General features: G+C 67.5%; 24 protein-coding genes. 6 read left to right on the plus strand and 18 right to left on the minus strand.

Annotation, left to right across the window (positions count from 1 at the left end):
• Window positions 1–7 precede the first annotated feature (7 nt).
• Window positions 8–1,843 carry a hypothetical protein gene (locus tag OG841_RS13660; protein ID WP_371565398.1) on the plus strand — a complete coding sequence of 612 codons (1,836 nt, stop codon included), beginning with the start codon at window positions 8–10 and terminating at the stop codon, window positions 1,841–1,843.
• A 305-nt stretch (window positions 1,844–2,148) separates the two neighbouring features.
• On the opposite strand, the gene OG841_RS13665 is transcribed toward OG841_RS13660, so the two are convergent.
• A complete protein-coding gene (locus tag OG841_RS13665) occupies window positions 2,149–2,607 on the minus strand; it encodes a PPOX class F420-dependent oxidoreductase (RefSeq protein WP_365122086.1) in 459 nt (152 codons plus the stop codon).
• 960 nt (window positions 2,608–3,567) lie between these two features.
• On the opposite strand from OG841_RS13665, the gene OG841_RS13670 reads away from it, so the two are divergent.
• Window positions 3,568–5,070 carry a hypothetical protein gene (locus OG841_RS13670; protein WP_371565399.1) on the plus strand — a complete coding sequence of 501 codons (1,503 nt, stop codon included), beginning with the start codon at window positions 3,568–3,570 and terminating at the stop codon, window positions 5,068–5,070.
• Window positions 5,070–6,752, plus strand: coding sequence for an outer membrane protein assembly factor BamB family protein (locus tag OG841_RS13675; protein WP_371565401.1), 1,683 nt, complete (start codon window positions 5,070–5,072; stop codon window positions 6,750–6,752). The genes OG841_RS13670 and OG841_RS13675 overlap by 1 nt, the downstream gene beginning before the upstream one ends.
• Window positions 6,753–6,819: 67 nt before the next feature.
• On the opposite strand, the gene OG841_RS13680 is transcribed toward OG841_RS13675, so the two are convergent.
• The 4 genes from OG841_RS13680 to OG841_RS13695 form a co-directional block, all read right to left on the minus strand.
• Entirely contained in the window at window positions 6,820–7,047 is a 228-nt protein-coding gene (locus OG841_RS13680) for a hypothetical protein (RefSeq protein WP_328641225.1), read from the minus strand.
• Window positions 7,048–7,179: 132 nt separating this feature from the next.
• Window positions 7,180–8,559: a hypothetical protein gene (locus OG841_RS13685; protein ID WP_371565404.1), complete on the minus strand. Its 1,380-nt coding sequence runs from the start codon at window positions 8,557–8,559 to the stop codon at window positions 7,180–7,182.
• Between the two features lie 71 nt (window positions 8,560–8,630).
• A complete protein-coding gene (locus tag OG841_RS13690; RefSeq protein ID WP_371565406.1) occupies window positions 8,631–9,761 on the minus strand; it encodes a WXG100 family type VII secretion target in 1,131 nt (376 codons plus the stop codon).
• Window positions 9,758–10,081, minus strand: coding sequence for a hypothetical protein (locus tag OG841_RS13695; protein ID WP_328641222.1), 324 nt, complete (start codon window positions 10,079–10,081; stop codon window positions 9,758–9,760). The genes OG841_RS13690 and OG841_RS13695 overlap by 4 nt, the downstream gene beginning before the upstream one ends.
• A gap of 457 nt (window positions 10,082–10,538) precedes the next feature.
• Here OG841_RS13695 and OG841_RS13700 point away from each other — a divergent pair, with 457 nt between their 5' ends.
• The gene (locus tag OG841_RS13700; protein ID WP_365122066.1) at window positions 10,539–11,192 is read left to right on the plus strand and encodes a hypothetical protein; all 654 of its coding nucleotides are present in this window, start codon (window positions 10,539–10,541) and stop codon (window positions 11,190–11,192) included.
• Window positions 11,189–11,371, plus strand: a complete 183-nt coding sequence (locus tag OG841_RS13705; RefSeq protein WP_365122064.1) for a hypothetical protein — start codon at window positions 11,189–11,191, stop codon at window positions 11,369–11,371. The genes OG841_RS13700 and OG841_RS13705 overlap by 4 nt, the downstream gene beginning before the upstream one ends.
• A 205-nt stretch (window positions 11,372–11,576) precedes the next feature.
• Here OG841_RS13705 and OG841_RS13710 read toward each other — a convergent pair whose 3' ends face one another.
• The 5 genes from OG841_RS13710 to OG841_RS13730 form a co-directional block, all read right to left on the minus strand.
• Entirely contained in the window at window positions 11,577–12,596 is a 1,020-nt protein-coding gene (locus OG841_RS13710; protein WP_328641220.1) for a hypothetical protein, read from the minus strand.
• Between the two features lie 46 nt (window positions 12,597–12,642).
• A complete protein-coding gene (locus OG841_RS13715) occupies window positions 12,643–13,338 on the minus strand; it encodes a hypothetical protein (RefSeq protein ID WP_328641219.1) in 696 nt (231 codons plus the stop codon).
• A complete protein-coding gene (locus tag OG841_RS13720) occupies window positions 13,335–15,530 on the minus strand; it encodes a DUF6571 family protein (protein ID WP_365122061.1) in 2,196 nt (731 codons plus the stop codon). The genes OG841_RS13715 and OG841_RS13720 overlap by 4 nt, the downstream gene beginning before the upstream one ends.
• Before the next feature lie 86 nt (window positions 15,531–15,616).
• Window positions 15,617–15,994, minus strand: coding sequence for a hypothetical protein (locus OG841_RS13725; RefSeq protein WP_365122059.1), 378 nt, complete (start codon window positions 15,992–15,994; stop codon window positions 15,617–15,619).
• A 341-nt stretch (window positions 15,995–16,335) separates the two neighbouring features.
• Complete coding sequence (locus OG841_RS13730) at window positions 16,336–17,100, minus strand: hypothetical protein (RefSeq protein WP_328641216.1); 765 nt, start codon at window positions 17,098–17,100, stop codon at window positions 16,336–16,338.
• Between the two features lie 436 nt (window positions 17,101–17,536).
• Between OG841_RS13730 and OG841_RS13735 the strand changes: the two genes are divergently transcribed.
• On the plus strand, window positions 17,537–18,049 hold the full coding sequence (locus OG841_RS13735; RefSeq protein WP_365122057.1) for a hypothetical protein: 513 nt from the start codon (window positions 17,537–17,539) through the stop codon (window positions 18,047–18,049).
• 115 nt (window positions 18,050–18,164) lie between these two features.
• Here OG841_RS13735 and OG841_RS13740 read toward each other — a convergent pair whose 3' ends face one another.
• The 8 genes from OG841_RS13740 to eccB form a co-directional block, all read right to left on the minus strand.
• Window positions 18,165–18,362 (minus strand): hypothetical protein, encoded by a 198-nt coding sequence (locus OG841_RS13740; RefSeq protein ID WP_365122054.1) that lies wholly within the window; start codon window positions 18,360–18,362, stop codon window positions 18,165–18,167.
• 120 nt (window positions 18,363–18,482) lie between these two features.
• Complete coding sequence (locus OG841_RS13745; protein ID WP_371565419.1) at window positions 18,483–19,817, minus strand: S8 family serine peptidase; 1,335 nt, start codon at window positions 19,815–19,817, stop codon at window positions 18,483–18,485.
• A gap of 94 nt (window positions 19,818–19,911) precedes the next feature.
• Window positions 19,912–21,321, minus strand: a complete 1,410-nt coding sequence (locus OG841_RS13750; RefSeq protein WP_371565422.1) for a WXG100 family type VII secretion target — start codon at window positions 21,319–21,321, stop codon at window positions 19,912–19,914.
• Window positions 21,322–21,360: 39 nt separating this feature from the next.
• Window positions 21,361–21,675 carry a WXG100 family type VII secretion target gene (locus OG841_RS13755; RefSeq protein WP_020122655.1) on the minus strand — a complete coding sequence of 105 codons (315 nt, stop codon included), beginning with the start codon at window positions 21,673–21,675 and terminating at the stop codon, window positions 21,361–21,363.
• A 5-nt stretch (window positions 21,676–21,680) separates the two neighbouring features.
• Window positions 21,681–22,862, minus strand: a complete 1,182-nt coding sequence (mycP, locus tag OG841_RS13760; protein ID WP_371565424.1) for a type VII secretion-associated serine protease mycosin — start codon at window positions 22,860–22,862, stop codon at window positions 21,681–21,683.
• 274 nt (window positions 22,863–23,136) lie between these two features.
• Window positions 23,137–23,430 (minus strand): WXG100 family type VII secretion target, encoded by a 294-nt coding sequence (locus OG841_RS13765; RefSeq protein ID WP_007385065.1) that lies wholly within the window; start codon window positions 23,428–23,430, stop codon window positions 23,137–23,139.
• A gap of 67 nt (window positions 23,431–23,497) precedes the next feature.
• Window positions 23,498–23,818: a WXG100 family type VII secretion target gene (locus OG841_RS13770; protein ID WP_007385064.1), complete on the minus strand. Its 321-nt coding sequence runs from the start codon at window positions 23,816–23,818 to the stop codon at window positions 23,498–23,500.
• Between the two features lie 347 nt (window positions 23,819–24,165).
• Window positions 24,166–25,740, minus strand: a complete 1,575-nt coding sequence (gene eccB / locus OG841_RS13775) for a type VII secretion protein EccB (protein WP_365122045.1) — start codon at window positions 25,738–25,740, stop codon at window positions 24,166–24,168.
• Window positions 25,741–25,885: the final 145 nt, after the last annotated feature.

Below are 25,885 nucleotides of genomic sequence, written 5' to 3' on the forward strand. Positions count from 1 at the left end.
GCACATCATGACCGTCGGTACCGTCACGCCGGACATCGCTTCCTGGCCGCCACTGGACGACGACAGGCGGGCTCCGGGGCAGCAACTGCTCGACTGGGCCGCCGACGGAGACGGGCCGCGGCTGTGTCTGGTGCGGGGCGCGGAGGGCAGTGGCAAGAGCGCACTGCTGGCCTGGCTCCTGGCCGGGACCGTCGGCCGGCCGGGGCTCACCGTCCATGCCACCGTGCCGTCCGAGGGGCTGACGACCGAGAGCTTCGCCTGGGAGCTGGGGCGTCAGCTCGGCTACGGCCCCCTCTCCCCCGACCGTCTGATCGACCAGGTCGGCGCGGACGAGCGGCCGTTGCTGCTGCTCGTACCCGATCTGCACCGGGCCGGGGCGGGCCCCGCCGATCTGCCGTCGGCGGCACCGGAGACGCTGGTCGCCGAGCTGCTGGAACCCTTGCTGGCGATTCCCCATGTGCGCGCGGCCGTTGAGGTCGGGACGTCGGGGTTGCTGGCGGCGGACGGGGGCGTCGAGGTCGTGGACCTGGAGGAAGTGGACCTGGGGGAAGGCGACGGCCACGGCACCGGACAGGACTCGTACGCCGAGCTCGTCGCCGCCGTCCCGCGCACGGCCGACGGTCGCCCCGACTGGTCCCGGGCGCCTGACGCGGTGCGCCGCCGCATCCTCGACGCGGCGCTGCGCACCGATGACCAAGGAGCCGCCGTTCGCGGCCTGTTGGCCGACCCCGGGTTCCTGGTGCACGGCTCGGCCACCGCGCTCTCGGCCGCCCTCGCCGACCAGCGCATCCCCGTGCCCGGACGGCTGCGCGAGGTGTGGAGGCGTGCCGCGCCGGAGCTGACGGCGTATCACACCGACGGCGCCGAACGTGCCGCCCTGCTGCACGCCGCGGCGGTCGACACGGACCCGGACCTCACGGAGTACCTGCGGCCGCTGGCCGGGCAGCACTGGTGGTCCGCGGTGTGGGCCCGGCGGGACGTCCCCCTGAGCGCGCCGGCCCTGGTGCCGGGCGGCGCGGAGCGAAAGCTGCTGGCCTCGGATCCGACGGGGCGGCTGCGGACGTACGACGTGGGGAGCGGCGCGTCACTCGGAGCGTCCGGCGGGAGTGCGTCCGAACTCGGCGCGGTCGGCGGCAGTGCGGCCGACGGCATCGCGTCGACGATCGTCCACCCGGCCTCCGTACGACCGCGCTCCATAGCCCCTCGTGACGCCCGGTCGGCGCTGCTGCTCGACCGGTCCGAGGCGCTGCTGCCGCTCGTGACCGAGGACGACCCGACCGCCGCGTTCGCGCTCGAGCGCATCGCCGAGTACCACGGTGCGGCCGCGCTCGCCGAGGAGGGTTCGCTGGTCACCGCACTCGGCAGCGGCGGCACCCGGAGTCCGTACGCGGTCGTCGGCGACCGGGGCGGCACGGTCCATGTGTGGTCCCTGGGCGAGTACCAGGACGTCCCGCGCTCCTGCCGTGTGCACGAGCAGCCGGTCACGGCCGTCACCTGCGTCGACACGGGCGACGGGCTGACGCTCACCTTCAGTGCCGGGGCGGACGGCTCGGTGCGGCTGTGGGAGACCTCGGCCGAGCCGATGCCGGTGCCGGTGCAGCAGCGCCGGTACCGGACCACCGCGCTCGCCGCCGCGGACACCTCCGCCGGTCCGGTGCTCGCCGTGGCCTGGAGCGACGGCGAGCTGCATCTGTGGCACGTCTTCTCCGGCAGGGTGCGGGTGCTGCCCTGGCTGCGGGGCTGCGCATCCCTCGCGCTCACCCCCGAGGGTCTGCTGGTCATCGCCGACGCCGAAGGGCTGCATGCCGTACGGCTGCGGCTTGACGTGCTCTGGGAGCAGTGAGGTGCCGTCGGCGCTTGATCAGGCCCTGCGGGGCGTGGGGACCTGACGAACGGCCAGTGGGCCCGGCTGGGGCCGTTGCTACCGAAGGGGTATCGGAGGGGTATCGGAGGGCAGCGCGACGGCACCTCGGCCAGGATCGTCACTCAGCTCCGGGCCCAGGCGCTGCATACAGCCCAGACGTCTCGCGCGGCCCCTGCCAGGACTGACAACTGCCAACCCACAGTGCCTATTAGGCGTACCCCACCGGGCCGTGGCTGGTCGCAGTCCTCGACGAGTGGCTGTGACCAGTACGGACCCGTCGTGCCCTAGCTGTCGACGTCGAGCGCTGTCCCGTACAGCCGGTCCACCTTCAACCGGATGACCACCCGGCGCTCGGTAACCAGCTGCTCCAGGAACGCGTCTTCGTCCTCGGGCTTCGAGGCCTTCGGGATCATCCCAAGCAGTTCCCGTCCCACAGCGTCTCCAGGAACCGTCGTGATCTCGGAGACCTCGGCCTCGCCTTCGGCGACGGCGAACGACCACACGTCGCCGCCCTGCACATGCAATGCCGCACGCGGGTTGCGCCGCAGATGCCCGACCTTGACCCGGTCGGCCGTCGTGGAGAACCGCACCGTGCGGGCTTCGGGGTCCCAGCTGTACAGCATGGTGGTCAGGTGGGGGTGGCCACTGCGTTTGACGGTGGCGAGCGTGCCGAACTGCTGCCTGCCGAGCAAGGCGGAGAGGGCTTTGTCGGACAGTGGGCGAGGCGCTGGTCCTTGAGTCATGACGTGATCAACCTCCTTGGCCGCCCAACAATTTCCTGGACGTCATCACCCCAACGCCCGGCTGGCCCGGTCGCCCGGGAGGGCCGTCACCTTCTCCGTGGACGCCTTGGCCGCCTCAACTCGTAGGTGGTGTGCAGGGTTTCGGCGGTGTGCAGCAAGTTGTTCGACAGTTCGGTCGCCAGGTGCGGGTGACCCGGGGGGCGGATTCCGGCCGAGGCCGCTCCAGTCGGTGCTCACTTCGCCCTCGGTCTGCTCGTACGCCTTGATGACGGCGGGGAGGGCGTCGTTGAGGACCTTGCCCGCTCGGGACCTGCCCGCGCTTTCGGCGCGACGACCATGCGATCAGGAGGTTCACGAGCACCAGCGCGGCCACGCCGCACCGATCCACCCGAGGATGGCCGGGCTGACGACACCGCCGGGCGGGGCCGCGAGCAGAACACTCAACGACCCCGGGTATGGATCCGGCCGGACGGACCGTCCGACCTTCGCACCGGATCACCGCACCCACGCGTCCGTTTCATCACCGTACCGACGCTCCCGCACCCCGGACGCCGCGTTTCCCTCACGGTGGTTCACACCATCGACCCATCTGACCCACACCACCCCCATCGGCCTTTTCCGTATGGATCACCATCTTTTTCCGCCTGGATGAGGAACGTGGCGCGCAGCGGCACCGGACCGAAACCGACGAGCTTGTAGGCTGTCATGAGCATTTCGGGGGAGCTGCTGATCACTTGAACGTGATCAGTTGAGCGTTGTGTTCCATTTCTCTGTGGGCTCCCGCGCATCATCGAGACTCATGGGGAGAGGGAGTTCATGTCGTACCCTCCGCCGCCCGGAGGGCCGGGCGGCGCGTATCCGCAGGGGCAGGGCGGGTGGGCATCACCTCCACCTCCCCCTCCACAGCAGCCGCAGCACCCACAGCGCCCACAGCCGCAGCCACAGCCGCAGCCAGGTGGCGTGCCCTATCCGCCCCAGGCCGTGCCGGGACACTACGGCTATCCACCGCAACCGCCCGCCTCGGCGCCGGGTTGGCACACGGCACCCCACCCGCCGTATCCGCAGCAGCATCCCGGTGGAGCCGGTGGCCACGGTGGCGGTGACCAGGGCGGTGGGAGCGGCCTGAAGAAGGCCGTCATCGGTGTCGTGGTCCTCGCCGTGCTCGCCGTGCTCGGCATAGGCGGCCTCGCCGTCTACCAGGCCCTCGGGGGCGGCGCGTTGCCCACCGCGGCAGGCGGTGCGCAAGGCGAGCAACTGCTCAGCCCGGACGACATCGAGGAGCTGCTCGACGGCCGTAGCCAGGCGTTGCGGAGCGGAGACGAGGACACGTATCTCGCGCCCTTCGCCGGTGACGCCAAGGGCACGCAGAAGCACCTCTTCGAGAACCTGCGCAAGATCCCCTTCACCCAGGCCGAGTACTCCGTCCTGAAAACGACGGGCACGGGCACCGACGAGTACGGCGACGGGGCCACGGTCGCCCTCGACGTCGCCTTCGTGCACAAGATCCAGGACGTGGACGTCCGGCCGGTGTCCGAGTGGTACCGGTGGATCATCAAGCGGGAGTCGAAGGACGCCGAGCCGCGCATCACCAGGGTCGGTCCCGCCCCGGGCGCCTACGGCGCCAAGAGTTATGTGTTCTACCCGGCTCCCTGGGACCTCTACGAGGACATGCACGTCGTCAAGAAGGCCCACACGCTGACGATCTCGGACAAGAAGTACGCCGGCGACACGGACCGCTACGCGCCGTACATCGAGAAGGCGGCGAAGGACGACATCGAGCTGTGGAAGTCGAACGGTCCCGAGGGCACCGAGACACCCACGGGATTCGTCACGGTCCTCGAACCCGACCGCAAGACCTACTCCTCCCTGTACGGCTCGCAGTCCGTCGAGTGGGAGGCCGGGCAGAGCGTGGCGATGCCCACCTTCGACGCCGGGTTCGGCGGTGACGAGAAGGACCTGGAATACGGCGGCGCCCGGGTCAAGATGGACATGTCCGGCAGCCGCTTCACCAATGCGACGTACTGGCCGAAGCTCGTCCAGGAGATCTCCCACCACGAGTTCGCGCACGCCATCGTGCAGCCGCTGGAAGCCGCCTCCGGCGGTTTCGCCGCCGACTCCTCCACACGCTGTTGGGTCGTGGAGGGTTTCGCCGACTACGTGGCCTTCCGCTTCGACAGTGAACTCGGCGCGTGGAACATCCGCAACGACGTCACCGGCAAGGAGTTCAGCGGCGAACTGCCCTCGGATCCCGGATCCGGGGACGAGGTCTCCACGAACTACACCGTCAGTTACCTGGCCATCCGCTTCATGGCCGAGAAGAACGGCGAGGCCGCGGCTCTTCGGTTCGTCACCGACCAGTACCGCCACCCGGGGCAGCTCGACCGGCAGTTGCGCACGGCCACGGGCATGGGGGAGAGCGAGTTCCAGGCAGCCTGGGCGAGTTACGTGAGGAGCCACAGCTGATGAGCGCAGACGGCACGCAGGGCCCCGCCGGTCCGTACGGGCAGCAGCCACCCCCGGTCCCCCCGCCGGGATACGGGTACCCGCAGCAGCCCCCCGGACCGCCGCAAGGTCCGCCGCCGCAAGGTCCGCCGCCCCAGGGCCCGCCACCGCAGCCGTACGGCTATGGGTACGGCGGCCCGCAGCAGGCGCCCCCGCCGGGCTACGGGACCCCGCAGGGCTACGCTCCGCCTCAGCAGCAGGGCTACGGATTCCCGCAGCAGCCCCCTCAGGCGCACGGCTACCCAGGACCGGGCGGCCCCTTCGGACCCGGCGGTCCCGTCGGACCCGGCGGCCCCATCGGCGCGCCTCAGCCGGGGAAAACGCGCGGGAAGCCGGTCGGGTTGATCGTGCTGCTCGTCATGGCCGTGCTCGTGTTGGGCGGGGCGGGTTTCGGGGCCTGGTACATGCTCGTCGGCTCGGCGAGCAACAACGTGCTGTGGAGCGTGGCCTCCCGGCAGCACGGCGAGGACGTCGACGCGGTCCTCGGGGCGAAGACGCGGGGCACCTGGTTCACCGACAAGGCGGTGGTCCAGACCCTGCCCAACGGTGTGAAGGCGTACGACCTCGACACCGGCAAGCAGCTGTGGGCGACAGCGCTCCCCGGCGACAGCAGCGAGGCGTGCGTCGCGCCCGAGAACTCCTCCGGCGACATCGGCATCGTCGCCTACGGCGAGGGGAAGGCCTGCGACCACCTCGTGGCCTACGACCTCGGCACCGGCAAGGAGCTCTGGGACAAGGACCTCAAGCCCGGTGGCACCACGTCGAAGGACGAGGTGTCGGTCGCCCGGGCCGGCGATGTGGTCGTCGTCAACGCCGCGAAGGTGACGCTGGCCCTCAAAGCGGCCGACGGCACGACGGCCTGGGATCCGAAGAAGTTCGCGACGCAGGACTGCCCCAGCGGCGAGTTCACCGGCGGCAAGGCCCTGATCCGGGTCCGTGGCTGCCAGGTCAGCGACTTCGACGACCCCGACTGGGGCCAGAACTGGGACGAGGTCTCGCTGGTCGACCCGACCACCGGGCAGGCGCGTTGGACCTACCACCACAAGGTGCCCAAGGACAGCTTCGGCGAGATCGAGGGCGGCGACGTCGTCTCGACCTCTCCCGTCGTCCTGGTCCGGCACGGCGACGACGGGGAGGCGCTCTTCTCCCTCGACGACGAGACGGGCAAGGTGCGCAGCCAGTTCTCCCCCGCCACACCGTCCCAGTACATCAGGACCGACGACTCGCTGGGCGGCCCCTGGTCGGAGGCGGGCGTCTTCGGCGACACCTTCGTCATCGATGTGACCGGCGAGAAGAGCAAGGAGCTGCTGGCCGCCTACGACCTGGACAGCGGCAAGCAGCTGTGGAAGACCGACGCGGTCGAGTACAGGTCGTTCTATCCGCTGCCCGCGGCCGGCGGTGACCGGATCCTCGCCTACAAGACCACCAACGACAATGACAAGGGCCCCGAGCTGGTGGAGTTCGGTGCGAAGGACGGTTCGACGAAGACCGTCGTCGAGTACCCGGAGGACGTCCACAAGGGCATGTCGATTTCCGCCAGGCCCTACTGGCACGAAGACCGGCTCTACGTGTCCGAGCCGAACCCTTCCGTCGTCTACGGGGAGACGCCGTACACCCTGGTGGCCCTCCCGACCACTGACTGACCGAGGGGCTGTTGTTTCCAGAAGGCTCTCGTCGCCCGCGCACCGGCGACGGGAGCCTTCCGTCCGTTCAGTACCGGGCGGAGGCCCTCGTCAGCCCCGAACGGTCCTGGCCGCCGGCGGGGTCCGACTCGTACACACAGTGCAGGGCAGTGAGTTGGGCCAGTAGCGGGACGGGTACGACGCACCCGGCGGCCGTGGCGAGGGCTCCCGGCCGCTGCCCCCGGCGCCGCAGGGACAGCAGGAGGAACAGGGCCGCCAGGGCGCACGCGGGCGCGGCCCAGACGGTGACGTACATGCAGGTGGACGGGCCAGGTAACGACAGGTCTGGCTGTGGCGTGGGGCCTCTGTTACGTGGTCGGCAAGAGGCGCCGCCAGGCGTGACACCTTCGGCCATCGGTTGACGGCGTCGATGAACATGTTCCGGGCGTCAGGCAGCAGGCTGTGTAGACGCCGCCGCGTCACTCGTGCCGTCGCAGTCACCCATGCGCCCCATCGCCTGCACCATGAAGCCGACAGCAGTGGCCAGCACACCCGCCAGGGCGGTCCACCACCGCCAGACCCCACCGTCCGGGACGAGCAGCAGGGTGGCCAGGCAGCCGAACGCCACCGCGAATCCGACGACTCCCGATACAGAGGCCGTCACCAGCCAGCCCGCTCCGAGGTCCAGCATCCGGACGTGGCGTTCGGGGTCCGGGTGCGCGGGTTCAGTGAGCCCTTCCGCTGCGATCCGCTCGACTACCTGGATCGGGACCGTGCCCGACAACTGCCAGCCGTCGTCGCCCACCAGCTCGGCGAGCATGTCGCGGCGTCGCCTCTGGAGGGGGTGCCAGAGCAGCCGGCCATGCGCACCGGACAGCGCTTCTCCAGCTGCCTTGAGTCCCATCTGGGACTGGAAGGGGACTTCCTGACCGCAGCCTTCCAGCACAAGGCACTGAAACCGCCGGGTGTTCTCCTGACGCTTCTTCTCATCGGCCGCTTCAGGGCTTCCTGGCGGGGGCGTTTCGGTGTGTTCCTTGGTGCCGGCGACCGCGACTCGCAGGGAATGCCAGTCGGGGGTGACGGTGCGAGCGGGGCGCCGGATGCTTTCGGTCAGCCCCCACCCGATGAGGGCAGCGAGAGTCGCCAGGCCCCAGAAGGGACCGATCACCAACATGCTGTCGAACTCCACAGCCCGCCCGGCAAGTTGGCGCTTCACCTCGGCGAGCCGGTCGTCACCGACTGCGCCGAGCTCGGGCCGCTCCGGGACGGATGCCACGAACAGTTCGCTGCCGATCCCATGGCGTCGATTGGTGTCCGCCCGGAATGTCACGGGCACGCCCCCCTCTCCGGCCGACGAGGGAAGCAGGACTGTGTAGTCAGCCGTGGCGGAGGAGCGGGGGCCACTACCTGCCTCCTGGTTCTCGATCTTCACGATGGGACGCCGCTCGATCACCGCACCCTCCTGGGCCAACACCGCGCTCGTGCCCGTTCCCCGGGCGTCGGCGGCGGCGAGCGTCACCCAGAGAGCCACCAGCGTGAAAGCGGTGACCACCGTGCCCCCGTAACGGACGGTCAGCCAGCGTGTTCCGCTCAGCCGCCGAGGCACGGCGCCTTCGCCGCACCCTGGGGACACTGAGGCTGTCCGCACTGCCCATTGGTACGTCTCGCTGCGGGGCCGATCGCCGTCGCGCAACACTGCCACCGACCAGATCGCCAGGGACGCGGCGAGCAGAACCAGCGAACACCACAGAACGGTCGTGCGTGCCGGTGTGGCGCCCAGGAAGAGCCAGGCGGCGGTCAGCGCCGTGAGAGCGAGCGGGACGGCCACGGTGACGAATCGCCCGCAGCGCGGGAAGGGACGGAGGTCGTTCACGCCCTTGTCCAGGGTCCACCTACCGCTCATCCGAACGCTCCGTACCGCTGGGGGTCGGGCCGATTCCGCAGGACCTTGGCAGCTGCGCCCGCATCGCTCCGCGTGTCCTCGGCCGCACCGGGCCGGGCCTGTTTCTCGTCCGCGTTGGGATCGCCATTGACGGCCGCGTCGCTCTGCTTGGAGATGTTGCCGCCCGCGCCGAGAGCGAAGCCGATGGGAGCGTTGGTGGCCACATCCCCCGCCAGGTTCCGTGCCGCAGAAAGCGTCCGCCCGTCCGTGGCCCGGTGAACGGCCGTGCTCCCGGCGCCACCTGCGAGTCCTCCGGCGACTGCTCCGAACGCCATCTGCGACGCGTCGAACCGCTCTCCGCTGCGAATGTTGTTGACGGTGTCACCGGCAACGGAGGAGAAGGCGCCCAGCGCCACACCGTCGACAGCGGTCGCGGCCACGCCCCCGCCGAGCTGCGAGGCCAGACGACCCGCCACGAACTTGCCGCCGAAGGCCCCCACAACACCGTTGAGGGCATTGCTCTTGAACTCAGGATCGTCGCCGGTGGCCAAGCTCGTCACGACACCGGAACCCGTCCCGGCAGCCCACTGCACACCCAGCTCGACGCCCAGGCTCAGCAACTGGCGGCCCCTCACGCCTGTGCGAATGGTCTGGAACGCACGGGCCGCAGCCGCCAGCAGTCGCCCCAACTTCGTGGCCGCATCCACGGCCTGCGCCCCCAACCGCACCGCATTCGCCGCCCCGGCCGCCGCCGAGAACCCGACGGTGACGAAGGAGAGCAGGACGGACGCACCGATCGAGACGCCGATCTCGAGGTAGATCTTGTGGATGTCGGCATTGATCTCCTCGATGTGGTCGGCCGCCTCCTCGAGCCCCCTCGCCGCCTCCTCGAAGAGCGGCAAGGTCTCCTCGACCCCGTGACCAACCCTCTCCCAGTGCTCGCGGAATGCCTCCGCGGACCCACCCCGCCAGTGCTCACCAAGCGTCACCCGAACCTGCCGGTCGAGCGCGGAGTACGCCTCCTCCACCTCCTCGCCCATGGTCCGCCACCCCTTGGCCGCCGCCCGCAGCACATCCGGACGGCCACCGGGATTCACCACCTCGATCCCGGCCTCGTAGACCTTTTCGGCGACGCTCTCCTCGCTCATCCCTTGCCGTCCTTGAACAGATCGGCGAGGGCATCGTCCGCCGCCTCGGAGTTCTTCGCATTGCCCTTGAGGGCCTGGCCCACCTCATCAAGATGCCGGGCGAGTTCCCCCAGCGATACGGCCATCTCCGTGGCCAACTTGACGTAGGCCGCCGTCACCTCATCGGACTCGGTCAGAAACCCGAACCCGTCCTGAATCTGCTCGGTCCCCGTCACGCCCTGAAAACTCTTGACCGCTCGGCCCAGGTCATACGCCCGCGTATCAAACGCGCTCGCCAACTTCCCCAGTTCTTGCGGCTCCAAGTAGAAGTCACCGGCCATGCGCCACTCCGTACACCCCATGCTTCGAGACCTTTGACATGCACTTCCGCAACATCAAACGGCCCGAAGAGTCACGTACTGGCACCCGATGGAGGTACTGCGTCAACTACCCACCGAGGAAGGCCCTTCGCTCCCCCAGGGCGAAAGCGCACCAGACCAAGGCCTCAACAGTGCTTCCCTCGAAGCCTATTTCTAGGCAGATGATTGAATTACCCAACGATCAAGGGCACTTACGACTCCGAGCCAGCCGTCCACGGCCTTCCGCTGCCGCCGCACTCACCAAGAACCCTCACCCACTGCTCCGCACCACGGATGGACTCGATGAGCCACCTGATCCCCGACCGATTCGACGTACTCGGTACTCGCCCACAACGGGGACCAGCAGGTAGCCGTCGTCCTGCGCTGGGAACAGAAGGACGACGACTACACGGTCGTCGCCGACGGGCCATGGGCCCAGGTGATCGGTATCGGAGGGGACTGCTTCGAGGCGCTTACTCGCGTCCGTGAGCAGATCGAGCCCGCCGGATGGCTCCTGGGAGTCAACGGCGCTCGCCGTGACACCTGGGCCTCCGGCATGTGCCGTGGCCTGGGCGCTTTCCAGGTGTATCGCCTCACCCCCGGCGCCCGCCTCACCAACGCGGACCGTGTCCAGACCTTCCACGAGGCGCCCCGCGAGACGCTTGGCACCATCGCCGAGCAGATCCTCTTCGAACATCAGTGGAACCCGGACCCGGTAGCAGCCCCTTCCGGCCCGACGCCTGCCGTTCACCCGGTCACCGATGCCCTTCGTGCCGTGGCCACACATCAACGCGGTGGCTACGTCTACGCAATCGACCCGTACTTCGATCCCCACCGCGCAGTCCCGCCGTACGGCATCGTCGGTGGCTGGTCCGTCGACAACACCGGCCGCCTGGTCGCCTTCAGTCACAACCCGAACTACCGTGCATCACCAGCGGCGTTGGAGTTCCCCACCCCGCTCTCCGCTCTGGAGGTCACCATGCACCTGGCCATCACCGGATACGGCAGCGAGGCGGATCTGTTCGCCGCCTTCCGCGACGCCGCGCTCTCAGTCTTCCCCCCCCGGATTCGCAACGGGACCCACGCACTGTGACCGACCCCGACGGCAGTCGCTACATCGCGGCGTTCACCCATCCCGACCACACGCCGGGAACGTGGCGCCAGTGGCACCGGACCACGGGTCGCGAGCTCGCAGCCGCAGGTCTCCCGGTCCGGCTCAACCCGGGGCATCACATCAGCCTGACCGTCCCGGCGGAGGCACTGCGCGTCTAGGCCGACACGAGGCATACGTGCCGTGCCGTGCCGTGCCGCGCAACACCGTCAGGGCGGACCGGCTCTCCTCACAACACGGAGTCGTACTGATTCGCTTTCGGTCGCCACGTCGTCGGGAACTAGGCTCTTCACTTACCTGTAGGCAACACGTCCGGGCCGTTGACGTCCCCGTGGCGGGGATCAGTTGCTCTTGTCGGATCCTGGCTCACGACGTCAGCTTTGCTGGTACGCCGCACCCGTGACGGGCCGCCGACTGCTCGGCGAAGTGCTCCAGGTCCACCTGCTCTTGCTCAGTGAGCGGATCCGAAGTGAACTTGCGATCGTTCCCCTCGACAGTCGACGCCTGGTAGTAGCCGACGCCCAGGGCGCCCTGGCACGTGGCCGACGTCCAGGCCGTGGACCTATCGACCCCAGAGGGGGTGTCGTTCCCGCCGTACTCACCGTTGACGACCGCTTCGGACGCGTCACTGAAGGGGCCGTAATCCGCGACAAGTCGCAGGCTGCCGACGAGGACGCACTCCTCCACCGGCGACTTCGCGGCGGCGGTCTCGCGCACGATCGGCGCGGAGGTCATCCCCTTGCAGGTCCCCGTGGCGGCACCTGCCGACACCGTCCGCGCACCGGCTGCTGGAGCGGCCAGCTTGCCCGTGCCTCCAGGTTCCGTCTCGCAGCCGGTCTTCTCCGCCGCGCGCTGCGCCGTCCCGGTGGCAGCCCGGGCGAGCTTGAGGCGTATGGACTCGGTGGCCTCGACGTCGTACGGCGAATCGGCCGTCACGAGGATTCCGCCGCCCTCCTTCGGCGACCAGTTCTTGCAACTGAGGAGCACCGATGCGGTCGACTCCTCGTCCCTGGTGACCATGAGCCCCTGCCACCCGCCGTTCAGGGGTACGGGGGTGGTCCTCTCATCGTTCTGGTAGGCCGCGTACGCGTTGTGGGCGCCGGCCGTGGTCTCGACGGCGATCTCGATGCCGTCGACCTTGCATCGCGTCGCCAGACCGGCTGGCTCCGTCACGTCGTCCGACACGTCGAACTGCCAGCTGGAGACGTCGAATCCCAGACCAAGCAGGGAGAGTTTCGACTTCCCCGCGAGATCCAGTACGGAGTCGACCGGAAGCATTCCACTGCACGCCCGTGCCGTCTTGGCGGCCGGGTACTGGAGCTGAAATCCGTAGTACCCAGCCCCCAGGACGGCCAGGGTCAGCGCGGAACCGATCAGCCGGCGCATGTCTGTTCCACGCCGGAAACTACGGTAGTTCAAACCCATGCCGGTCTCAGCCACCCGAAGCGTTCGGGGAAGCCGACCGGGACGCGGCCGGGGAAGGGGACGCCGAGCACTTGAACACGTCGTCACCGAGGTAGCTCGTGGCGATGGTCAGCGCGGAGACGAACGCCTTGGTCAGCGAGTCGTCGAGGCTCCGCGCCGGGGGCGGCTCCTTCACCTCGATCTCCAGCACGGCGTGATCGCTCGTCGCCTCTCCAGGCATAGCGCAGGGGAGAGCCAGCCACGCCCGGTTCTGGTTCACGTTTCCTTTGGCCACCCGCACCTTGGTCCTCTCCAGGTATCCGGTGCTCGAACCGACCTTGAAGGTCTTGACGGTGGATGGGCCCGGAGACCTGTACCTGTCGAGGTTGTCGATGCTGTCCGAGTGCCAGAGGTAGTCGATCTCAACAGAGTGCTTCTCGCCGTAGAGGTAGCATCTACCGCCCGCGGTCCACTCCTTGGGATGGAAGTCGTGGGTCTCTTCAGAGGTCACGCCACTATCGCCCGCGAGCGTCCGAAAGGCGTCGCCACGGAGCTTGCCATCGCACACAGGCGTATTGGCGTTCTCCGTCTTGTCGTCGCCCCCGCTGCTGCTGCAGCTGGAGAGAACCAGCGTGGCTGTGACAACCACGACGAGCGGCCAGAGGCTCCGCCGCGCCCTGGAAGATGTGCGTGATTCAGAAAGGCTGGGCACTGTCTTGATCACCGTCCGCTCGTGGAGGAGTTCCAGGTGGTCCCCGCGGCGTACCCGTCCTCCGAGGCCCGCGCCACGGATTCGGCATACACGTTGATGTCCCCCTCGGACATCTGCAGACCGGAGTGCGCGATGGCCTGACGCAGCGACTCCGCGCTCGAGGACCTCACCCCTTCCCTGCCCTCGGCGTACCGTTCCCTAGCCTCGTGCTGGGCCTCGTCAACGGTGTCCTGCTGAATCTGATCCACCACAAGTGCCTGGATGTCCTCGACGGCCCAGCCCGCAATCGTTCCCACGATCGGTGCAGCGGTGCTGGTCGCCGCGCCGACCGCCATGCCCAGGCCGCGGCCCGCCCACTTGTCGCCCAGCGCCACAGCGTCGTTGAAGTCCTTGTCGGACGCCGAGTGCTCGTCGAAAATGGCCTGATCACGGGCGTCACTGAGAATGCCTGCCACGACACCACCCGGATGAGCGACGTTCTCCATCGCGGTGGCGAAGTCCGACGGATTGCTCTCGGCCACCTGCTGCATCCAAATGGCGGTGTTGGCCTGTGAGGCCTCGGTGATCGCGACATAGGCGTCCGGGTCTCGGCCTACCGTCCCGAGGAAGGGTTGGAGCGTGCTCGTGTCCAGTCCGGCCTCCGCCCCGAAGGACTTGATCGTGCCCTGTTCGTTCCCCATGGCTGCCTGTACGTCCGCCATGTACTCCGCCGTCATGTTGCCCAGGCTGTCACGGAGCGCGTCCCGGGGAGAGTCACTGGCCAGGCCGGGGTCGCCCCCGATGGTGTCGACCACTTCCTTCATCAGGGCCGCGCGCTCGGGGGTGTGTTTCACCGGAGCACCATCGTCGTCGAACGAGCGGCCGCTGGTGGCGGATTCCAGGGCGTGGCCGAGGTTGTTGTAGCCGCTGGGGTTCTTGTCGTCGCCCGTGTAGCCCGGGCCCTCCGGCCAGTGCCGGTCCTTCAGCAGGTAGTCGAGGTGGTCGACCTTCTCACCATTGATCGTGGCGTCTGAGGTGAGGAACTCGGTGGAAGCCTCCGGATTGTGCCCCAGCGCGTCCATGTACCCCGCCATCGGGTCGAGGGCCCCGATGTTGGTCGTGCCCAGCGTCCGCGGATAGCCCCAGTACGCGTCCGGGTTCTGCCCCGCGTTGGCGCCGTTCTTCTCGGCGGTGATCAGCGCGTCGCCGTAGTCCTGGAGGAAGTCCTTGTCCCACTTGCCCTCGCTCATCAGGCTGCTGGTGAGCTGATAGCCGCTGAGGCCGTACGGCGACTCGGTGGGGTTGGCGTTGAAGTCGTGCTGGCCCGCCTTGAGCAGGTCGTTCTGGAACTTGGTGATCTCGGGGTCGGGACCGCCCTTGCGGTGGTCGTCCGACGTGGTCGCCGTACCGATGGTGGTGCCCAAGTTCGCCTTGAGCTCCTTGAGTTGGGCCAGCTGCTCCTTGGAGAGCGTGGTGCCGGCCGGCGGGCTCATGAGCTCGTTGTACTTGCTCAGCATGTTCTCGCCGCCGGTCTTGACCGCGAAGTCCCTTGAGAACTCGGGGTCGTTCTTGTTGGCGGAGAGGAGCAGGTTGAGCTTGGTGATCTCGGCGTCGGAGAGCCGGCCCTTCTTGTTCATCAGGGCGGCCGCCTGGTCGGCTTCGACGGAATCGAGGGTGGTGTAGACGCTGGTGTTGAAGGACTGGCTGTCGCCGTTGGCGTCGCGTTCCAGAGCCGAACTGGCGGCCTCATCCGCGGCGGTGGCCAGTTCCAGGACCCGCGTCAGCCGGGAGACGAGCGAGTCCAGCTTCTTCTTTCGTTCCTCGGCGAGACCCGGCGAGGCGGAAGCGGTCGGGCTGTCCTGCCGCGGGTCGACGTCCTCGACGCGCCCGTCGTCGTAGACCTTGTAGTGGTCGTTGCGGGCCTCGTCGAGCAGGGCGTGCAACTGCTTCTGGGACGCGGCGAATTCGCCGTGCGCGTCCAGCAGCAGCTTAGCGATGCGCTCCGCCTCGGTGGCGGCGTTCTCGTACTCCGTACGGGCCTTGCCCATGGTGACGAAGGCGGCCTCGGCGGCGTCGCCCTCCCAGTGGCCCTTGAGGTGGTTGATGACCCGCTGCTCGAACTCCCGCTGCAACGCGTCGTACTTGGCCGGCAACGCTTTCCAGGACGCGGCGGCGTCGGCCAGCGGGCCGAGGTCGGCCTTGTCGAGGTAGGGGATGGACACCATGTGCGACTGCTCCTTGTGAGGGGGTTCCGGTCCGACTCGATGGGCTCACCCGGGTGGCTCTACGACGACGGCCCGGGCGGCCCGATTCACCCGAAGGGCGTGCTGATCGAGCGCTGCCGGGCCTGTTCCTCCTGCTCGGTGCTGGTGTAGTGGCCGGAGGTGGTGTGGAGCTTGTCGCTGATGTCCTGGAGCAGGCTCTTGAGGTTGAGGACCTGGGAGCCCCAACGGACGTCCATGGTCACCAGAGAACCGGCGGTGGCCCAGGAGCCCGCCTCGGCCATGCCCCCGGCGCTGTGCTTGTTCAGCCCCCTGGAGGCGCTCAGGCAGTCGTCGTCGGCGCCGTTGTCGACGTTCTCGGTGTCACCGCGCAGTTCGACGAGCGCGTTGGCAGCCTCGTCTAGGCGCTGGGTGTCGACGTTGGTGCCGCCACCGCCGCCGCCCCCGCCACCACCCTCTGCGGGCACGGAGTTCAGCCGCGTGTGAGTGGATCCGCTGTGCTGCGGTGCATCGAAGGGAGTACTCATCCCTTGTCCCATCCCCGTTGTGAAAGTGGTGGGCATGCCCGGTTCGCTCACTCGACCACGGGTTGCGTTGCATCCGTACGACGTGAGGTGCCCACTCCGGCCGGGCCGTGCGTCCGGCGCGTAGGCAAGGACATGCCAATCAAGCAGGCCGAACATACCGGATCTTCCTTTGCGTGTACCACCGTTCACCGCACCGTGAGACGCGAGGAGGAGGCGGCGGACGCGAATGCGAACGGCTCGACGGGCACTTGCCCGTCGAGCCGTCACTCCTCGTTTGCGGATCAGGCGTCCGGCGCCGCCACGACCGTCCCGGAGGGCGCCTTCGCACCCACCGCCGTGCCGAAGTCGGAGTCCGTGAGGTCCTGCATGTCCTCACGGGTGCTGTCCTGCTTGATGAAGTACGGCTTGCCGGTGGTCGCGACGTACCAGGTGACGGACTCGCCCTTCCCCGACAGCACGACCGGCACCGCCGACTGACCGTCCACCGTGGTGACCTTGCCCTTCGTCACCTTGCTGCCGGCGTCGAGGGTGTCGGGGGCAGTGAACTGCTCCTGGTGACACCAACTGGCGAGCTTCGCCATCAGCGCGTTGCTCGGTGTCCCGTGGGTCCACTTGTCGGTGGAGAAAGCGGTCTTGCCGAGGGCGGAGTTCATCCCTTCGGCGAACGTCGAATCGGGCTTGGCCCAGACGTCGTTGCCCTTGCGGATGACCTCGAAGGAACCCTTCCCCGAGATCTCGACGGTGCCGACGCATTCCGTGGCGGAGAGCCGCAGATCACTCTTGGTGCCCTCGCGCTCCATCTTCTCGTGGAAGGATCCCGCCTGGGCATTGGTCTTCATGCCCGTGTCGTAGATCTCCTTGGGGGAGAGCTTCTCGATGCCGTTCGACTCGGCGGCGGGACTGGCATTTGCGGCCTTGGACGGCGTGGAACCGGCTGCGGACTTCGTGGCGGCGGTGTCGCTGTTGCAGGCCGTGAGCGACACGAGTGCGACGGCGCAAGTGAGCGCGGCGGCTGCATGCCGGGCGGACGGAATGTGCGTCTTCATAAAGACCCCCGTGAGTATTCGATTGCGGGTGAACTTGCGTGATCATTTAAACCACGATCGCCCGGTGCTCCAACTCGGCTCCCCGTCGCCGAAGTTGTCGCTCGAAAACCTCGGGGCACACCGCATCCCATCGCCTATTGGCCGTCACAGCCTAGCCGAACGCACGGGGGCCCCGTCGCGGCCGGCGCATCTCGCGCCCACCGACGACACGACACACCCGCACACATTGCAGGAGCAGCGGCGACGTAGACATGCCTGGCACAAAGCCCGGCGAAGCGAAACAATGCACAAGCTCGATCGGGCAGCGGAAACCACAGTCGTATTTCCACTCGCAGGACACCAATACTTCACAGAACCCGCCGAGGACCTCCGCTCCGCGTAGTCCCCTTCCGAATGTTCTTCCCACCAGTGGTCGCAGAGCCCATAGATTGACCTCGTGGGACTCTTCGACAAGTTGACCGGCACCCAGCGCCCCGCCGACGGCGTCACGCCGGCCTCCCCCAGGGAAGTACGCACGGCCCTGCTCGGCCTCAACCGGCCCGACCTCCCCTACGTCATCCGCGACGGCGCCCCGGAAAACGTCGACCTGGTCGCGGAGTGGCGACTGGCGGAGCCGACCTGGCAGACCTTCTTCGTCCAGTCGCAACTGTCCCGCGCCATCCGCATCCGCATGCGGCTGGATCACGAGGACCATGAGGTACGCGCCCTCGAAGAGGGGTGGGAGATCAGCCGCGTCGGGAACCCTCCGACACTCAAGATTTCGGCGCAGTACACACGCGGACCGAGCCGGACCGTCTCCACCCGCTGGAGCATCCAACGAGCGGACGACGACGGCCTCGCAGCGACGCAGACCTTCCGCTTCGACAGCTCGGACCTGGTCAACCCCCTGCGGGACACGGTCCTCAAGTCCGGCTGGACCTGGCGGGGAGTAGTCTTCGGCAAACTGTGAGGCCTCACGGCACGCGCCGGACAGGGTTGTTCGCTGTCACGACGAACGCGTCTCGGGTCTGTGCTGACTGCACGGGCGTCGCCGCAGCGACGGGACAAGACGCACCACCACACGCCTACGTTCCACAGTCGCGCAGACGGAACGTGACGCGCCACATGATCCCGGCATGCCACGCCCTTCTCCTGCGCTCCATGCCGACGAGTTTCCGTTTCTCGGCGAACAGCTTCCACGCGTTCGGCTGCATGAACAGCGGCTCCCCAGAGCCTGGCACGATGCCCGCACCGCCGACTCGGTAGGCGTTCGTACGGATCATCAGCGCCCAGTACGAAGTCTGACCAGTCTGGCGCGCGACAGCAGTGTGGGCGCAATGACGAACAGGTCGCCACTGCGCCCACACACATACCCAGTCAGATAAATACGTTGATGACCGTGCCTACTGCTGCGGCGGCCACTGCCCGTGAGGCGGGGTTGACTGCTGATACGGGTTCTGCTGCGGAGCAACCTGCTGCTGATACGGATTCTGCTGCGGCGGAGCAGGCTGCTGGCCGTAGTTCGGATAGCTGCCGGGCCCGCCAGGACCGCCGTTGTTGTTCTTGTTGCGCCGGGACAGCTTCACGATCAGAAGAACGATGAGGCCGATCACGACCAAGGCGACAACGCCGAGGACGACGAAGAAGAGCATTTGCTTCTGGTCTGCCTTTTCTTGTTCAGCAGCGGAGTCAGTGTCGGAGGGGTTGGCACTTGCCGCAGCGGACGGGCTCTCCGACCCTGGAGGCGCGAGCGGCCCATACTTTGACCCGGCGGGGATGTTCTCCGTCAGCGCGGCAAGCGGGCTGATTTCGCCGTAGCCATACTTCTCGTCGGGGAGAGAGACACCCTTGGCAGATTCCGGGAGTACGGCAGTCTTTACGAGGCGATTAGCAATCTGCCCGGCCGTAAGGTCAGGGAACTTCGATCGCAACAAAGCTGCAGCTGCAGACACGAAGGCCGTAGAGTCCGAGGTCCCGTCTCCAATTTGGAGATTGTTGCCCGGCCAACCTGCGCTGACGATGCGTGTAGCGGGGGCAGTCAGCAAGACCTCGGGTCCGTAGTTGGAGTCCTGCCAGATGGTTCCGTTCTGATCAACCCCACCCACCGCCAAAACCCCTGGCGCCATGGCAGGAAATCCGACTCGGCGCTTTCCATCGTTTCCCGTACCGGCCACGATGAGGACATCATGTTTTAGCGCATAGGAGATCGCGTCAAGATCTTCGGATGATCCGCCGCGGTCAGAGTACTGGTCGCGGATATCCATGGAAATATTTACAACGGAGGCCCCGTTGTCCACCGCGTAACGGATCTCATCTGCGAATCCTGCTAGATCGGCTCGAATGGGAAGAATCTTAGCTTCCGGCGCCAGTCCCATGACTCCGTCCGCTGCACCGGCTCCATGCCCGTGACCTGCAATGAGAGCGGCCATCTGCGTGCCGTGAGTTGGTTTGTTCTCCGAGGCTTCAGGCGAAGGATCATCATCCCCATCGACAAAATCCTTGCCCTTGAGGACATTGTTCTTCAGATCTACGTGCTCGGAGTTCACTCCTCCGTCAATGACGGCAACCGTGACGCCCTTGCCCTTGGAAACCTTCCACGCGGACTCGGCATGCAGTGCGTCCAGTGCCCACTGGTCACGTCTGGTCTGGTCGGCGGAAGCAGCAGGGGCTGCGGCAAGGATCAGCGCGACAGTCAGCGCCATGGCACCCAATGCGTGCGCCGTTCGCTTCAAGACCATTCCGTCTTCCTTATCCCGTTACTGAACGTGGGCGTGGCTCGGAAGCCACGCCCACGCATCCTGTCACGTGCCGGTGAGCCCCGACTGCAGGCGACTACTCAATGACTCGAGGAGCCGCGTTCGTCTGCGGGGTCCAGGTCTCCTCGTCCTCGACCAGGTAGTCGGGACGCTCGCCCTCGTGCTGCTCGTCTTCCTTACGGCGGCCAGTGCGCGAACCAGGAGCACCTGCGATGCCGCCCTTACGGACAGCGCTGGCTCCCTTTCCTGCGGCGCCGCGGCTGCTGTGCAGGCCCGAGCCACCGGCAGTGCCCCTGCCCGCACCCGCGCCGGACTTGGGCGTGCCACCGACTACGCCACCACGAGCCGTACCTCCGACCCGCCCGGCCCCGCCCTTGGCTGCGCCCGCTCCACCTACGCCGCCAGCGCCGGCGCGGCCTGCCATACCGCCGGCGCCAGCACCTGCGGCGGCACGGCCGACCATGCCACCGCGAGCTGCACCGGCTCCAGCCGCTCCGTCAACCGCGCCACCGACGAAACCAGCACCGCCACCGACGCCACCGCCAGCAGTTCCTCCCCCGACGGCGCCGGTGCCGGCACCGCCGATTGAGGGTGCTCCCGTCCGCCCACCAGAAATGCCGTCGATTGCCGTGCCGACCTGAGGCTCCGAGACAGTCGGCTTGTGTGCGCCACCTGTGATACCCGAGGGGGGAGTTACCGCCTTGGACGAGCTGATCGTGCTGGTCTGACCACTACGAGCGGTGCCCGTCGTAACCCGCTGCGGGCTACGCGTCGCGGTCTCAGTGGGCACGACTACAGGAGCAGGAGCGACGCCGCCGGGGTCCCCCGGGTAGTCCTCACTGTCGTTGACGCTGCCGCGCTTCCACGACCCCATCTCCGCAGCCCGACTGTTATAAGCCGCCCCCAACGCCTCCATCTTCACAGCCATCCGCAGCTGCGCCTCGCGCCCCTCGGACAAGCTGCCCGCGTTGCCGTCGAGGGCCTCCTGGGAGCCGGCGCCGCTCTTGAGGGCGTTGTTCGCGCCCGAGTCGTCGCGGTCGCCCATGTTGCCGATGTAGTCGAGCGCGCTGGAGACCTTGCCCGGCTTCTCCATCGCGAGGACCTCGGGCTTGATCTCGTCAAGCTTCGCGGCGGCGCCCCGCAGGGAGACCGAGGTGTTGGTGGCGTACTTGGAGCTGTCGGTGATCTTCGTGCCGATCACCTGGGCTCGTTCCCTGAACAGATCCGCGCTCTGTCCTTCCCAGTGGGCGAGAACGTGCTCGACAGCGGCGTCGAGGCTCTCCTTGATCCCGCCCGGTCCGACCAGGTCCTTACTGAGAGCCTCCCAGGCCTTCGCGACCCTCGTCACGGTGCCCGGGTCGGCGTCACGGACCATGTCCTTCATCTGGTCCATGTCGAAGTTGAGCCCGAACGGCGTGGTGTGCTTCGCCGAAATGCACTGGTTCGTCTCGACGTACTCGAAGTCGTCGATGTCCTTGTCGCCCATGCCTACAGCCCCCTCGTATCCCCGTAGCAGGACATCCCGTTACTTCCTGTTGAACGCCGCATAGTTCTCCGCCTCAGCGTCGCTGAACGCGTCATGCGTCCTCTTCGTCTTCTTCCCGAAGTCGTCCAGCACGTCTTCCAGGTGCGCGACGATCTCGTAGAGACGCTCCTTCATCGCTTCGTGGGCGTCGTACAGCGCCTTCGCCTCACCGAAGCCCGTACCCAGCGCGCCCTGCGGCAGGTACGTGTTGCCCATGCAGCTCGACTTGGACGTCGTCATGTCCCTGATGACGCCGTTGAGCTTGGTGATCGTCCCCTCGATCTCACTCAGATCGACCTTGTACTGCTCAGCCATAATGCTCAGCTCCCCGTTGACTCCACGTTGTTACCCACACCCTGCTTACGTCGCCAGTCGCTCAGAACCCGCCCGCCCCCGAACAGAAGCAGCACCAGCGCGAACCCGGCCGCCAGGACGTACAACGCGTAGCGTTCCGTCCGTTGTTGTTCGGACTCGCCGAGGACCAGTGTCGCGGCCTGGACGTTGGCGGAGTCGCCCGCGGGGCCCGCCGTGTCCGGCTTCGGGCCGTCGGCCGAGGGCGTCGCCGTGTCGTCGTTGACCGCGGCGGCCGGGTCGATGACGCCCCAGCCCACGAAGTCGTCGCGGCCCGCCTTGGTCCGGTCCGCCGTCTGCTCGATCTGGGTGATGACCTGCTTGTAGTTCCACTCGGGGTGCTTGGCGCGGATCAGTGCCGCGACCCCCGAGACGTACGGCGCCGCGAAACTCGTGCCCTGGTCGACGCAGTTGCCGCCCACCGGAACGGTCGAGACCATGTCGATGCCGGGTGCCGCGACGCCCACGAACGGGCCCGACTGGGAGAAGGGGGCACGGGCGTTGTTGCGGTCGGAAGCCGCGACCGCCAGCACACCCGGATACGCCGCCGGGTACGTCTCCTTGACCTTGCCGTCCGCGCCGTCGTTGCCGGCCGCCGCGACGATCAGGGCATCATGCTTGTCCTGCGCGTACTTGACGGCCTGCAGGAAGGCGGCGTCGACATCCGGGGCCATCTTCGAAGCGGTGTCCTGCGAGATGTTGATGACCTTGGCCCCGGCGTCGGCCGCGAACTTGATCGCCTTGATCATCGTGTCGACGTTGCCGCTGCCCTTGTCGTCGTTCTGACGGATCGGGATGATCGTCGCTTCCGGGGCGAGGCCGACGAAACCGGTGCCGTCGAGCTTCCTGGCCGCGATGATCCCCGCGACCTTGGTGCCGTGGCCCACCGTGGGGTCGGTCTTGCCGGTGCCGCCCTTGTGCAGGAAGTCCGTGCCGTTGGCGACTGCGCCCTTGAGCTGCGCGTTGACGGTGTCGACACCGGTGTCGATGACGGCGACCTTGACGTTCTTGCCCTTGGTGTCCTGCCACAGCTGGTCCAGGACGACACGCTGCAGCGACCAGGGCGTTCCCTTGATGATGTCGGACGGGAACGAGCAGCTGGTGTCGTCGACCTGGAAGCGCACGTCGTCGTCGGCCAGGGTGGTCCGCACGCGCTCTGCGGCGGCAGTCGATGTGGCCCCCGCCGCGGCAGTCGATGTGGCCCCCGCCAAGGGCAGCCCACAGGCCAGTACCGCCACGGCGGCGGTGCCTGCGGCGCTCCGACGCGCGGTGCGCGATGCCCCGGATCCCACTGTTTTACGTCCTCCCGTTTTGTTTCTGTACGGGACGCATGAACCAGCTTTGAGCGGAAAAGTCCATGCACCCCGTGAATCGCCGATGGGGGCGAGTGCGCGACAGCGCACCCGCCCCCATCAAGCGGTCACGTCAGCCGCCCCAGATCTGGGCGTTCTTCGACTCGGTCGCCTGGTAGTTCTGGGCGGCGCTGTCGAGGGCCTTCGCGATGGCCTCCAGCGTCTGCTGCATGGAGGCGGCGCGCTGGTCCCACTCGGCCTGCTTGGCGCGGTAGGACTCCTGCGCCGAGCCTTCCCAGCTGGCGGAGATGCGCTTGACGCCGCTCTCCAGCTCGTCAAGCTGCGTACGGATCTTGCCCGCGGTGCTGCGGACGTCCTGCGCGGCCTGGGAGATCGTGGCGAAATTTACAAGAATCTGCCCGGACATCTCTTCTATGTCTCCTCAGATGTGTGGATGGTCGGTCACGGACGTGCGCCGCGGCGCACGGGTCCGATCATCCGAAGGGGGACGAGGCCGCGATGTTCTGGATGGACGCGCGCTGCTCCTCTTCCGAAGCCGCGTAGGCCTTGGTGCTCTGGTCGATCGCTTCCTTGATGTCGTTCAAGATCTGGTTGATCTTGTTGGCATCCTGGTTCACCTGCGACTGCAGGTTGTTGTACGCGGTGGCCGCCGAGCCCTTCCAGCCGCCCGTGATCGTGTCGATCACGGTCTGCAGGCGGGAGATTTCGCCCTGGATCGAGGAGTTGACCGAGGAGATCTTGCCGCTGAACGCGACCATCTCCTCCTCGGTCATGGTGAACTGCTGTCCAGCCATGTTGTGTCCCCCATGAGACGTAGGAGTTCTAGGTAGACCCACACACGCCACACCGCCGCCGAAGGGCGGCAGGCGTAGCCAGTCTGGTCTGGCTCCACTCTAGACGCATCCGCCGACAGAACGAACATCCGAAGGGTTCTGTAGCAAGATCGCGATGAACTCAACTCACCTTTTTCACAAGTTGTTTGCTATGCGCGCGCGACGCGCGCGGCCAACAAAGCGGCCACCAGGGGGGACGGAGGAAGACACCACAAAGGCCCTCCCCCAGGCCCAACAGCCTGAAGGAGAGCCCTCGTTCCGTTCGGACGCCGTTCGGACGCCGTTCGGACGTCGTGCGGACGCCTGGCCTACGACCCCTGCGCCTGCTCCGCGTTCCCGCTGCTGAGCTCCGGCCCCGCCGCCAGCAGATCGGCCCACGCGGCCGGCACCGCGACCGGCTTGATCTTGCCGTAACCGAGCCTGACCTGGGCGGTGTTGGTCTGCTGCTGGGTGTTGTTGTCGACCTTCTCGCCGCCGGTGACCTGACTGTCGTTCGTCGCGGGGACCGAGTAGCGCAGCCCCGTGTCGGTCACCAGGAAGGTGCTGCCGCCACCGGCGTCGGCCCCGGTGAGGCGCTTGAACAGCAGGCCGCTGCCGGGCGAGACGTAGGTGCTCGAACCGCTCTGGGAGACGTCCTTCGGGTAGTCCTGGCCGGTCCAGACGGTCATCTGGTCCTTGCCGGTCCGCGGGTCGTCCTTGCCGCCGTGCCAGATGCTGCACGCGACCTTGTTCCCGCCCTTCTCCCAGTGCGTGTTGGCCACGGTCACCGGTTCCTCGGGCCAGTTCTTCGCCGACATCCACTCGCCACCCGACGGCTGGACGTCGTTGAACCTGACCTCCACCGGTGCCGGCTTCTGTGAGCCGTACGCGCCGTCCACCCAGGTGCTGCGCAGCCACATCTGCGCCGTGAAGTCCGACACCGCCTGGACCTTGTCCTTCAGCACGATGTACTTCTGCTTCTTGCCGCCGATGGAACCATCGGCCTCGAGGATCAGGCCCACCTTGGAGTAGTTGGGATCGAGGCCCTCGACCTGCGCTTGCGACCCCACGTCCCCGCCCAGGTCGGGGAAGTCGAGGTCGCCCGCGACGTTCAGCGTCTTGATGAAGTCCGCGCTGACCTTCTGCGGCGTCGCGGCACCGAACACCGCGCGTTCCAGCGTCCGCATCGACTCCTCCCCCTGGAGCCTCCAGCCCACACCGCCCAGCAGGTAGGCCTGCCCGTCCCCGGTGACCATGTACCGCGGACCGGTGGTGTCGCCGGATGCGGCGGGGCCCTCGACGTAGAGGGCCTCCCGCTGGTTCAGCTCCTTCTTCCCCTTGTGCATCAGGTCGTTGTAGTCGCCCTGGTCCAGCACGTACGTGGCCCGCACCGGCTGCCCGTCCGAGCCCGGCGCCTCGCACAGCGCCCAGACCTTGGCCTTCTCCGCGTCCGAAGCCGACGGCAGCCGATCCGGCGCGAACGGAATCCCCACCGTCGCGCCCATCGGGTACTTGCTGTTGTCGAGCACCGACTCCTTGATCTTCATGACCTGGGGGTTCTCGCCGTTCAGCAGCAGCTTGGCGGACGCCAGGTTGAGGACCGGGTGCAGGCTGAGCTTGTCCTCGCCCTTGGTCTTCACCAGGACATAGCGCGTCGTCGACTCGCTGCCGACGAGGATGTTCTTGCCCTGTGCGTCCCAGCCCTTCGGAGCGGTCGGGCTGAGCATGCCCCAGGCGCCGAATCCGATGAGCACCAGCACCGCCACACCGAGACTCGGCAGGACGGTCTTGAGGGGACGCGGCGCCGCCTCTTCCGAACCGTGCGGTGACGGCTGAAGAAACGCCGCCACCGTGCGCCTGCGCGCGAAGGAGTAAGCGTTCAGCTCATCCCGACGTGTCGCCATCGATGGGTCAACTCCCCGTTTTTTCGCTTTGTTGCCGAATGCGGAACTCCCCAGGGCCGCCCGGTAGTCCGTGGCGTTTGCTCCTGCAGGGGCCTCTACTATGCCGTGTGACGATCGCACCGTACGGTACGGGGTACGGTGATCC

The sequence above is a fragment of the Streptomyces canus genome (genome assembly GCF_041435015.1).
Lineage (GTDB): Bacteria > Actinomycetota > Actinomycetes > Streptomycetales > Streptomycetaceae > Streptomyces > Streptomyces canus_G.